Origin of the sequence: Nocardioides sp. LML1-1-1.1, from assembly GCF_040676175.1 — a bacterium.
Taxonomy (GTDB): Bacteria; Actinomycetota; Actinomycetes; order Propionibacteriales; family Nocardioidaceae; genus Nocardioides.
On the sequence record NZ_JBEGHK010000001.1, the window covers coordinates 59,942 to 70,346 of the forward strand.

Sequence of the window (10,405 nt, forward strand, 5' to 3'; positions counted from 1 at the left end):
TTGTGTTCAACCATTCTGAACGTATCCATGAACTGAACGGACGACCATGAGCCGTATCGACGTCGCCAGCGACGCACTCGCCCGCCTCGGGATCGACCTCGCCGTCGAGAAGGGGGCACCGCCGACCGCGCGCTTCGGCGAGCTGGTCGCGACCCTGACCCGCGGCCGCTCCTCCGCGCAGTACGTCCTCGCGCTCGGGACCGACCTCCGCCTCGACGACATCTCCCGGGCCGGCCGCTCGCAGCACCTCCCCGTGCTGGCGGCGAGCACCCTCGTCCGCCCCAGGACCGCCGACGGGCTCCGCAGAGCCGGGATCCAGTACGTCGACGAGGCGGGCAACGCCTGGCTGGAGTTCGGCGATGTCTTGATCGACATCCGGGGACGGCGGCTGCCGAAGGAGCGCCAGCAGCCGACCACCGGCCACCGGGGGAACCTGTTCAGCGCCGGTCGGTCGCAGGTGATCATGGCCCTCCTGGCCTGGCCCGAGCTGTGGTCGGCTCCCACCCGCGAGGTGTCCGTCGCCGCCGGGGTGTCCACGGGGTTGGCCCACGACGCGCGCCACCTTCTCGCCGGTGCGGGCTTCGGCCCGAGCGCGCCCTCCGCACGCCTCGACGAGCTGCTGGAGCACTGGACAGCCGCCTTCCCCACCGGCTTGGCGCAGCGGCTGTCACTGGCCAGCTTCACCGGAGACCCGACCGTGGTGCACACCCTGGACCACGCGACACCCCTCTTCCTCAGCGGCGAGCGGGCGGCCGAGGATCTCGTGGAGGCCACGACCCTGACGGTGTACGTCGAGGACCTGGACCACCGCCTGCCGATCAAGAACCGATGGCGCTCCGACGGGCCGGCCAACATCTTCGTGCGCCACAAGTTCTGGCAGTCACCACCCGGGGACCGGCCCGAGACCGGTGTCCGGACGGCTCCGTGGCCGCTGGTCTACGCCGACCTGTGCTCGACCGGCGATCCCCGGCTCCACGCCGTCGCGGAGGAGTGGAAGCGGCGCCATGCTGGACCTGCCTGAACCGGGCGATCCGCGGCTGGACGTCCTCACACCGCGGTCGTGGCCGATGCCGTCGAGGTCGCGCCTCGGCTGGGCGCCGACCGGCTGATGGTCGTCGGCGCGCACGCCCGCGAGATCCTCCACCGGTCCCTGGGCCACACCCTTCCCACCCGCGCGACCCGCGACGTCGACCTGGCGGTCGCGCTCTCCACCTGGGACGACTACCGCGCACTGAGCGACGCCTTCCCAGCATCGGGACGAACGGCATCTGCCACCGCATCGGCGAGGTGCCGGTCGACCTCCTCGCCTTCGGCGAGGTCGAGGACCCGGAGGGCACGGTCACTCCACCTGCGAGGGGCGAGGAACCGAGCGTCTGGGCCTTCTCCGAGATCGACGCCACCTCGCTCTCGCTCTCGCTCTCCCTCGGCACCGGCCTGTCGGTCCGGATCCCGACGGTGGCCGGATATGCGGCGGCGAAGCTCGGGGCGTGGCTCGACCGATCGGCGTACGGCGAGCTCAAGGATGCTCGCGACCTCGCCCTGGTGCTCCACTGGTACGCCGAGTCCGAGCCCGTCCAGGACCGGCTCTACCAATCCGAGGAGGGGCACGCGATCCTCGAACGGACGGAGCTCGACGTGCGGAATGCGGCCGCGCACCTCCTCGGCCGCGACATCGCGACCACCATCGGCCGACGCCGACTCCACGAGCTGCTTCAGCGGTGGTCCGCCTCCGACCAGAGGCTGATCGCCCAGCTCACCGTCGAGGACAAGCAGACCTGGTCGCCCCAACGGCGCGCCGCCATCCTCGCTGCACTGACCGCCGGACTCACCGCAGCCTGGCTCCTGCTCCGGCCTCAGAGCCGCGCCACCCGATCGGTGGCGGCGAGCGTGGACGGCCGGTGGGAGACGACCAGGACGGTGCCTTCGTAGGACCGCAGCAGGGCCTCGACCCGGGCCGCCGCCTCGGCGTCGAGGTCGGCGGTGGGCTCGTCGACGACGAGCACCCGCGGGCGGCGGAGCAGGGCGCGGACCAGCCGCAGCCGGGCCCGCTGGCCACCCGAGAGCCGTACGCCGGACTCCCCCAGCGTGTCGTCCGGGCCGATCACCCCGGCGAGGCCGACCGCGTCGAGCAGGCGGTCGAGGTCGGCGGGCGCGGCGTCCGTGCCGGCGAGCAGGCCCTCGGCGAGGGTGCCCGCGAACAGGGCCGCGTCCTGCTCGACCACCGCCACGGCGGCGCGGAGGTCGGCGTCGGCGATCCGGTCGAGCGGGACGTCGCTGCCAGCAGCGGTCAGTGCGACGACGCCGGAGCCGGGGTCCCAGAGCCGGCCGGCGAGGGCGACCACGGTGGACTTGCCGGCACCGGAGGGACCGGTCAGCCCGACGTGCTCGCCGGGGGCGAGGACGAGGTCGAACCCGTCGAGGACCGGACGGGCGTCGTACCGGAAGGTGGTGGCGCGGAAGGCCAGTCCCAGCGGCCCCTCGGGGAGCACCAGCGGCGCGGAGACCGGCGCGACCACCGGCGGGCGGAGCAGCTCGGCGCGCACCCGCTCGGCGCTCGCGACGAGCGGCTGGAGCTGGGCCAGGGTGGCGGCGGCATCGGCCGCGGGGGCGAGCGTGACGAGGGCGAGGACGACGAGCGCCGCCGCATCGGCAGGAGGTACGTCGCCCAGCGCGACCACCACCAGCACGGCGGCCGCCGCGAGCACCGTCACCGCCTCCCGGAGCCCGGTCAGCAGTCGGGTCAGCACCTCCACCCGGCCGGCGGCCCGGGCCGCCGCGGCGCCGCGCGCGGCGACCTCGTCGCGGACCCGGCCGCCCAGGCCGTAGCCGAGCACCTCGCGCAGCCCGCCGAGCACGTCGACCACCCGTGCCGAGAGGTCGGCCGCCAGGGTGGTCGACTCGGCACCGCGCGATCGCAACCGGGCCCGGCCCAGGCGGGAGGTCGCGGCCACCACCGCCAGCGCGAGCAGCACGACGCCGGCCAACGCGGGCTCGACCAGGGCGAGCAGGGTGACGCCGAGCAGCGCGTTGACGACGGCCGCGACGAGCTGGGCGACGGTGTGGGCGTAGAAGAACTCCAGCCGCTCGGTGTCGGTGAGCGCGGTCGCGGCGGCGTGCCCGGTGTTCTCGCGACGGCGGGTGGGCAGCGCGACGGCGTACCGGTCGAAGAGGGCGGTCCGCAGCCGGGCCAGCACCCGGAAGGCGAGCGCGTGCGAGAGGTCCATCTCCGCCCAGGTCAGCAGTGCGCGGAGCAGCACCAGCACGCCGAGCAGCAGCCATACCGCCGGGCCGGGCGTGCTGCCGTCGACCACCGCGTGCCCCACGACGTACGCCGACCCGACGGCCAGCCCGCCCAGGGTGACCAGGCTCAGCGTCACCACCAGCACGGTCGCCGCGATCGCCCGCCGCTCGTGCCGCAGCTCCGCGCCCAGCGCGCCCAGGGCGCTCATCGCGTGGCCTCGACGGCCGGCAGCAGCCGGCCCTCGCGCAGCTCCAGCACGCGGTCCACCCCGTCGAGGGACTCCTCTCGGTGGGCGACGACCAGCACGATCCGGTCCCGGGCGAGGCGGGACAGGGTGGCGGTCACGGTGGCGGCGGAGGCGGCGTCGAGCGCGCTGGTGGGCTCGTCGGCGAGCACGATCGGCCGGTCCGCGACGAGGGCCCGGGCGAGCGCCAGGCGCTGGCGCTGGCCTCCGGAGACGTTGGCGCCGCCCGCAGCGACCGGGGTGGCGAGCCCGTCCGGCATGGCCCGCACCTCCTCGAGGATGCCGGCGTCGGCGCACGCCCGCAGCACCTCGGCGTCGCTCGCACCGGGCCGCCCGGCGGCGATGTTGTCGCGCACCGATCCCTCGAAGAGGAGCGGCCGCTGGGTGACCACCGCGACGTCCGCGCCGCGCACCGGACGCCCGTCGCAGTGCACCCGCCCGCGGTCCGGCACGAGGTGGCCCAGGACCAGGTCGAGCAGGGTGCTCTTGCCCGCGCCGCTCGGCCCGGCGAGCGCGGTGACGGTCCCGCTCTCGAACCGGGCGTCGACGCCGTCGAGCACGCGCGTCCCGCCCGGGTAGGCGAAGGACACCTCCTCCAGGACGAGCGCGGCGGGCCGGGGCCCCGGCGCGGCAGAGGCACCGGAGCGCGGCGCCGCCGCGTCGACGCCCAACGCGCGCAGGCCGGCCGTGGCCGACGTACCGAGGTAGCCCGCGTGCCAGGCCCGCGACAGCTCCCGCACCGGCCGGAAGGCCTCGCCGGCGAGCAGCAGGACGAGGTACGTCGAGGTGGGGGTCCCGGCGTCGAGGACCGCCACGACGACCGCGGCCAGGCTGCCGCCCTGGACCGCGAGGTCGATCAGCGCGGTGTCGAGCAGCGAGACTCGCATGACCCGCACCGTGGCCCGGTGCAGCGCGGCGGTGCGCGCGGCGACGCGGGCCCGCATCGCGTCCACCGCGCCGAGCACGCGCAGCGTGGTCATCCCGCGCAGCGCCTCCAGCAGGTCGGAGCCGAGGGCCTCGTAGGTGTCCCAGTGGTCGAGCGAGCGGCGGGCCATCAGCCGCTTCCAGCCGAGCGGGCCGAGGACCGCGGCGAGCACGGCGAGCCCGGTGAGCAGCCCGGCGAGCGGGTGCACCGCGACGAGCAGCAGCACGACGAGGGGCGAGAGCACGAGGACCTGCGCCAGGGCGGGCAGGTAGCGGGTGACGTAGGCGTCGACGCCGTCCACGCCCTCGACCAGCGTGGCACGCAGGGCACCGTCGCGGCGGGCCGGGTCGTGCAGGGCGGCCGGCACCAGGGCACCGGCGAGGGCGCGGTCGCGCAGCCCGACCCGGACGGCGACGCCCAGCCGGGCGGCGGCCCGCGCCTGGACCACGGTCAGCAGCCAGCGCGCCGCGACCAGGGCGGCCACGACGAGCGCGGACGTCACGGCCCCGCGACGCTCACCGGCGACGACCGCCGCGAGGGCGTGCGCGAGGAACCACGCCTGGGGCAGGTACGACGCGCCGACCGCCACCTGCAGCCCGGTCGTCACCAGCCAGGCCCGCCGGTGCCGCCGGGCGACGGCGAGCAGGGTCCGGTCGAGCATCATGCGACGTCCTCCAGCATCGCCAGGGCGTGCAGCAGCGGGGGTCCTCCGGCGCGCAGCACGAAGCCCGAGACCGGCCGCACACCGAGACCGGCGGCGCTCGCGGCGTAGCACTCGCGCGCGGCCTCCCGGTGGGCCCGCCAGAGCGCGGCGTAGTCGGTGAGGGCCGGTCGTGCCCAGCACCGGACCCGCGTCGCGCCGCGCACCCACGCCTGACCGCTCTGGTCGGCCGGCTCCCTCGCCTCCGGGCAGCCGGCACCGGCCGCGAAGCGCGCCAGGGCCGGGCTCCGCCGCGCCCCGAGAGCGGCGCGGCGGAGCGGATCGACGGCCCAGCCCCCGGGCAGGTCCACCCGGGCGAGGGCCAGCTCCGGGACCAGGCCCTGGCCCAGCCACCAGTCGGTGGCGCCGGCCCGTGCGACCCCCAGCGCCTCGCGCACGACGACCAGGTCGGTGCTCCCCACCTCCGCACCCGGTACGACGAAGCGCACCGCCTCCACGGCGTACGCCGCGTCCGCGACCCACAACGGCCAGGCGCGGTGGCGGTAGCGCCCGAAGCTCCGGCCGGGCTGCACGCTCACGACCAGCGCCACCGAGGACCCGGCCGGCACCGGGCCCGGGCGGCGCAGGAGTCCGGTGGCGCCGAGGGCGTAGCGGCCCGGCGGCAGCGCGCTGTCGGTGCCGGCCGGGACCAGCACGTGCCACTGGACCGGGTACGCCGCGCCCGCGGAGGGCACCGCCCGGCAGGGCACGGCGGTCGTCGTGCCGTCCGCACGGAGGTGGTGCCCGCGCGCACCCCACAGGTCGGCGAGGAGCACCGCCTCGGCGCTGCGACCGAGGACCGGGAGCGCACCGGCGCGGGTCCAGGTGTTCGTGGGTGGGCCGGGCGGCAGCGGCGGGCCCGGCGGCTCGGGGGCGAAGGCGCGGGCGAGGAGGGACGGGTCGGGCACGGGACCTCCTACATGTGCGGCGGCGGGCAGAGCGCCAGCGGGTCGGTGGGATCGGCGAGCGGCCAGCCGCGGCGGCGGGCGGCCTCGTCGAGGCGCGGCATGCCGAGGTAGCGGAAGGCGGCCGGGGCGTTCGGCACCAGGCCGGTGACGAAGGTGCGCACGACCCGGAGCGAGGTCTGCGCGACGTCGCGCGTGGTGAGGTCGCGGGTGACCACGCGGTGCCCGTCGGCGTCGAGCGTGCGGCGTACGGCGTCCAGGTCGGTGGGCTCCACCTCGTCGAGCGCCACCACCGAGGCCGGTGCGGTGAAGCGCTCCGCGAGCCGGTGGGTGCGCGGGTCCAGCCAGACCTGGACGTGGGCGCCGAGGTCACGCACGTGCGCGAAGGCGGGGCCGGCGGCGTCGAGGTAGGTGCGGTCGGCCCGGTGCTCCAGCATCAGCCCCTCGGCCATCAGCCGGGCGGCGACGGCCTGGAAGACCCACCCGTCGGCCTCGACGCAGCCGAGGGTGTAGATCCAGGTGTGCACCGCCTCCAGCACCGCCTTGCGCGCGGCCCGGGCCGGGTCGGTCGAGGCGGAGAACCCGGCGGCGTGGACGCCGGTCTCGCGGTCCCGGACCAGCGCGGCCATCGCGGGCGCCAGCTCGCTCGGCATCCGGACCAGGTGCACGTCGAGGGGCGCGCCGGCGAGGTCGTCGAGCAGGCCGGGCACGGACGCCAGGTCGATCCCGGTCGCCGGGCCCCCGTGGTGCCACCAGACCTCCAGCGCGTCGCGCTCGACGACCTCCAGCAGGCCACGGTCGTGAGCGTCCGCGGCGCCCTGCCCGGTCGCGATCCCGGCGTAGTTGAGGTGGTGCACCCGCGGCAGGTGGCGGAAGCGGCGCTGCCGCCAGTTGAGCCCGACCAGCGAGTGCGGCAGCCACAGGTCGCGCGGCGCGCCGTCGTAGGGGCGCTCGGTGCAGCGCGACCACAGCGTCGGGGTGTCCTCGCCCAGCGCGACGTACGGGAAGCCGTCGCGCGCGAGCTGCCCGGCGTTCCACCGCGGCAGCTCGTCGAGACCGATCACCGGCAGCCCGGCGGAACGCAGGTCGGCCCGGGTGCCGACTCGGTGGTCGTCCGGGTCGAGGTCGCCCGGCACGAAGTTGCCGCAGTAGCGCTCCACGCCCTCGGCGATCGCCGCGATCCGGGCGCCCGCCGGGTCGCCGAAGGTGGTGCCGAGCGAGACCCGGTCGGCGGGCCAGTCGCCGAGCCAGCGGGCGTCGGCGACCTCGGCGGTGAGCGAGGTGTAGCGGTGCGGGGCGCGCTCGGGGCGCAGCACCTCGCGCACCCGGCGGATCACGCCGGTCACCGGGTCGACGAGGTCCTCGGCGTCGAGGGTCGTGGTGGGGGTGGTCATGCGGGTGCCTCCGTGCGGTCGCGGAGCCAGGCCAGCATCCGCGGGCCGGGCGAGGAGTCGGTGCCGATGCCGAGGTCGTGCCCCCACGGGCCGCTCAGCAGGTCGGCCCCGGTGGCGGCGGCCAGGGCGCGGGCGTGGTCGTCGAACGGGTCGGTGTCGCCGGTGACGACGAGGAGCGGGAGCCCGGCGTAGCGGCCGAGATCGACCGGCTCGGCCGCCCAGAGCCGCGCCCACGCGGCCCGGCGTTCCTCCGGCCAGCCCAGGAAGTCCGGCACCGCGAGCGGGCCGTCCTGCTCGGCGACGGCCGTCGCCGCGGCCAGCCGCCGCGGCGGCAGCGCGGGCTCGTCGGTGCGGGCGAAGCCGTGGATCGTCCACCACCCGATCCGGTCCCGGTGCCGGGGTACACCGGCCCGCGACCACGCGGTCTCGTGCAGCCCGAGCGCGGGCACCGCGGCGAGCACCCCCGAGACGAGGTGCGGCACCGTGCGTGCCGCCTCGAGCGCGGCGTGGGCCTCGTACGACGCCCCGTAGAGCAGGTAGGGGCCGGGGATCCCTGCGGAGGCGAGGTCGCGCAGGGTGGCCGCGCCGTCCTCGGCCTCGTGCCGGTAGGGCACCCAGGAGCCGGCCGCGCGGTGGCGCCCGCGCACGTCCTGGACCAGGCAGTCGAGACCCCGCGCGGCGAGCGAGCGAGCCAGGTCGTGGTGGCACCGGGCGTCGTAGGGGGTGCGGACCAGGACCAGGCCGCGCCGCTCGCCCTGGGCCGCGAACAGGTCGCCGTGCCTCACGGCTGCTCCCGCGGGGCGGGCTCGTCGAAGCCCAGCACGACGTGGCCGTGGGCCCGCAGGTCGGGCTCGAGGATCCACAGCGTGCGCCGGTGCGTGGCGAGCGCGGGCGCGTCGGCGGCCCAGTCGGTGAGCACGGTCAGGCAGCGGGCGGCGACGACCGCGCGGAGCGGGGCGCGCAACGGCCGGGTGCGCACGGGAGCGGCCAACCAGGTGGCCAGCTCGGGGGCAGCGGGCGCGGCAGCGAGCCGCCGGCGGCGTACCTGGTCGGGGGTGGCCTCGGTGCCGTCGAGCACCAGCGGGAGAAGGTGGAACTGCTCGCCCTCGCGGTGGCCGCGGAGCACCGGGGTCGCCGAGTGCGGCCGCCGGTCGGGGGCTCCGGGCGCGTCGCGGACGTCGAGGACCAGGTCGGCGCCGTCGGCGCAGACCTCGGCGCCGCTGCGACGCAGCTCGTCGGCGAGCAGCCGGCTCAGCCGGTCCCGGCCGGGGACGGCGATCCGGCGGCGCCCGACGGGCCAGCGGGTCGCGGCGGCGGCGCGCTCGCGCTCGGCCACCACGTCACCGACCCGGTCGAGGTAGCGGCGCAGCGCGCGGCCGCGTCCGGCGGGGACCTGGTGCAGCCGGAGGAAACGGCCGTCCGGCGCACGCAGGGCGGGCGGCTCGCCGAGCAGCACGTACCCGCCGCGGCGCAGGGGACGGGGTTCGGTGGGGGTCATCGGGGGCTCCGAGATCGCTGGGCGGCGGTACGCCGGGCTGGGGGGAACCGGCCCGGCGTACCGCCTGGGTGCTCAGTCGAAGGGGTTCTCGACCAGAGCGTTGGAGTGCGAGGCCGAGAGGTGCGCGAGCTGCTCGGTCTCCTGGATGTCGCTGACGATCACGTCGTTCATGACGGGATTTCCCTTCTGTGATGGGCTTTCCGGCCCCGAGAGGCCGGCCCGCACGGTGCGGGCGGCGCCCACCCTAGACGATAATGATTCTCATTCTCTAGTAGGGTCTCCCGCCATGACCTCCTCGCTGCTGCTCGCCGACCACCGCGCCGGCTGGTGGCGGGTGCTGTCGGAGACCGGCGACCCGCTCACCGATCCGGCCCCCGCCCACCTGGCCGAGCACGCCGGCGTGCTGCGCCTGCCGAGCACCGCCCCGGGTGGTGCCCGGGCCCTCTTCGCCGACGACCTCACCGGCAGGCTCGTCGGCGTCGGTGCGCCGCTCGCGGTGCCGGTCGCGATCCCCGCCGAGCACCTCGCCGCCGACCCCGAGGGCCGGTACGTCGCCTGCAGCACCGGCCTCGGCGCGTCCTTCGAGCCGTGGAGCGACCTGCTCACCGTGGCCGACCTCGGCACCGGGACCGCGGTGCGGGTGCGGGTCCGGGTCGGCGAGCCCGGGGTGCTGGTCGTCCGCGACGTGGCGACCGGCGTACCGACCGTCGTGCTGCGCCACCGCGAGCCCGGCGAGGTCGAGGCGATCCCGGTGCCGGCCGCCCTGGCCGCGGGTCCGCACTGCCCCGCCCTCCGCGGGTCGCGGCTCGCGACCAGCGGCGACCTCGGCCATGGCGACGCCGTCGACCCGGTCACCGGCGTGGTCCACCTGGCGACCGAGGCCGGGATCGAGCGGTTCGTGGTCGACGGCGGCGCGCCCCGCCGCCTGGAGACCTGGCCGTGGCCGGCGCCGGGGCGCGCGTACTTCCTGCGCTTCGACCCCGCCACCCGCCGCGTCGTCGCCGCCCTCCGCGACGGCGCGGACCCGCACGCCTGGCACACCTGGCGCAACCACGTGGCGACCTGGGCGCCGGACGGAACGCCGCAGGTGGTCGCCGCCGGCGACGGGCTGGTGTTCCGGCCCGACGTGCACGCCGGCACCGTGGCCTGGACCGTGGTGCACCCGGACGGTGACCGGCTGGTCGTCGCCGGTGCGGACGGCACGACGGAGACCGCGCTGCCGGCGATGAGCGCGGGTCCGCGCCCCGGAGCGACGCCCTGGGACGCGGTGGACGGGCGACCCGCGCAGCGCCGCGCCCTCGCCCTCCTCGGTACGACGACCGCCGCCGTGACACGCGGCGGCGACGGCGAGCTGCACCTCGTCGGACCGAGCGGGATCACCCGCACGGTCACCGTCGACAGCCCGCTCGACGAAGGCGGTCACCTCGCGGCGCTCCCCGAGGCGGACGCCACCGAGGTCGACGGGGTCGGCCGGTGAGCCGGTCGTCGGCCGCCCTCG

10 protein-coding genes are annotated in these 10,405 nt (G+C 76.9%); 3 read left to right on the forward strand and 7 right to left on the reverse strand.

What is annotated here, in order from left to right:
- Nucleotides 1-46: 46 nt before the first annotated feature.
- Nucleotides 47-1,021, forward strand: a complete 975-nt coding sequence (locus MRBLML1_RS00260; RefSeq protein ID WP_364509805.1) for a type IV toxin-antitoxin system AbiEi family antitoxin — start codon at nucleotides 47-49, stop codon at nucleotides 1,019-1,021.
- A gap of 266 nt (nucleotides 1,022-1,287) precedes the next feature.
- The gene (locus MRBLML1_RS00265; protein WP_364509807.1) at nucleotides 1,288-1,929 is read left to right on the forward strand and encodes a hypothetical protein; all 642 of its coding nucleotides are present in this window, start codon (nucleotides 1,288-1,290) and stop codon (nucleotides 1,927-1,929) included.
- On the opposite strand, the gene MRBLML1_RS00270 is transcribed toward MRBLML1_RS00265, so the two are convergent.
- The 7 genes from MRBLML1_RS00270 to amiA form a co-directional block, all read right to left on the reverse strand.
- Complete coding sequence (locus tag MRBLML1_RS00270; RefSeq protein WP_364509809.1) at nucleotides 1,854-3,449, reverse strand: ABC transporter ATP-binding protein; 1,596 nt, start codon at nucleotides 3,447-3,449, stop codon at nucleotides 1,854-1,856. The genes MRBLML1_RS00265 and MRBLML1_RS00270 overlap by 76 nt on opposite strands.
- A complete protein-coding gene (locus MRBLML1_RS00275; protein ID WP_364509811.1) occupies nucleotides 3,446-5,074 on the reverse strand; it encodes an ABC transporter ATP-binding protein/permease in 1,629 nt (542 codons plus the stop codon). The genes MRBLML1_RS00270 and MRBLML1_RS00275 overlap by 4 nt, the downstream gene beginning before the upstream one ends.
- Nucleotides 5,071-6,018 (reverse strand): hypothetical protein, encoded by a 948-nt coding sequence (locus MRBLML1_RS00280; RefSeq protein WP_364509813.1) that lies wholly within the window; start codon nucleotides 6,016-6,018, stop codon nucleotides 5,071-5,073. The genes MRBLML1_RS00275 and MRBLML1_RS00280 overlap by 4 nt, the downstream gene beginning before the upstream one ends.
- Nucleotides 6,019-6,026: 8 nt before the next feature.
- On the reverse strand, nucleotides 6,027-7,409 hold the full coding sequence (locus MRBLML1_RS00285) for a YcaO-like family protein (RefSeq protein ID WP_364509815.1): 1,383 nt from the start codon (nucleotides 7,407-7,409) through the stop codon (nucleotides 6,027-6,029).
- Nucleotides 7,406-8,194 (reverse strand): CocE/NonD family hydrolase, encoded by a 789-nt coding sequence (locus MRBLML1_RS00290; RefSeq protein ID WP_364509817.1) that lies wholly within the window; start codon nucleotides 8,192-8,194, stop codon nucleotides 7,406-7,408. The genes MRBLML1_RS00285 and MRBLML1_RS00290 overlap by 4 nt, the downstream gene beginning before the upstream one ends.
- Nucleotides 8,191-8,907, reverse strand: a complete 717-nt coding sequence (locus MRBLML1_RS00295) for a hypothetical protein (RefSeq protein ID WP_364509819.1) — start codon at nucleotides 8,905-8,907, stop codon at nucleotides 8,191-8,193. Before MRBLML1_RS00295 ends, MRBLML1_RS00290 begins: the two co-directional genes overlap by 4 nt.
- Nucleotides 8,908-8,979: 72 nt before the next feature.
- Nucleotides 8,980-9,078 (reverse strand): streptamidine family RiPP, encoded by a 99-nt coding sequence (gene amiA, locus MRBLML1_RS00300; RefSeq protein WP_364509821.1) that lies wholly within the window; start codon nucleotides 9,076-9,078, stop codon nucleotides 8,980-8,982.
- Nucleotides 9,079-9,193: 115 nt separating this feature from the next.
- Here amiA and MRBLML1_RS00305 point away from each other — a divergent pair, with 115 nt between their 5' ends.
- On the forward strand, nucleotides 9,194-10,384 hold the full coding sequence (locus MRBLML1_RS00305) for a hypothetical protein (RefSeq protein WP_364509823.1): 1,191 nt from the start codon (nucleotides 9,194-9,196) through the stop codon (nucleotides 10,382-10,384).
- The last annotated feature ends 21 nt before the right edge of the window (nucleotides 10,385-10,405 follow it).

Excerpts from the sequence above, each read along its gene's own strand:
- MRBLML1_RS00260 (WP_364509805.1), top strand. The coding sequence starts at position 47 with ATGAGCCGTATCGACGTCGCCAGCGACGCACTCGCCCGCCTCGGGATC.
- MRBLML1_RS00270 (WP_364509809.1), bottom strand. The coding sequence starts at position 3,449 with ATGAGCGCCCTGGGCGCGCTGGGCGCGGAGCTGCGGCACGAGCGGCGG.
- MRBLML1_RS00275 (WP_364509811.1), bottom strand. The coding sequence starts at position 5,074 with ATGATGCTCGACCGGACCCTGCTCGCCGTCGCCCGGCGGCACCGGCGG.
- MRBLML1_RS00285 (WP_364509815.1), bottom strand. The coding sequence starts at position 7,409 with ATGACCACCCCCACCACGACCCTCGACGCCGAGGACCTCGTCGACCCG.
- MRBLML1_RS00295 (WP_364509819.1), bottom strand. The coding sequence starts at position 8,907 with ATGACCCCCACCGAACCCCGTCCCCTGCGCCGCGGCGGGTACGTGCTG.
- amiA (WP_364509821.1), bottom strand. The coding sequence starts at position 9,078 with ATGAACGACGTGATCGTCAGCGACATCCAGGAGACCGAGCAGCTCGCG.
- MRBLML1_RS00305 (WP_364509823.1), top strand. The coding sequence starts at position 9,194 with ATGACCTCCTCGCTGCTGCTCGCCGACCACCGCGCCGGCTGGTGGCGG.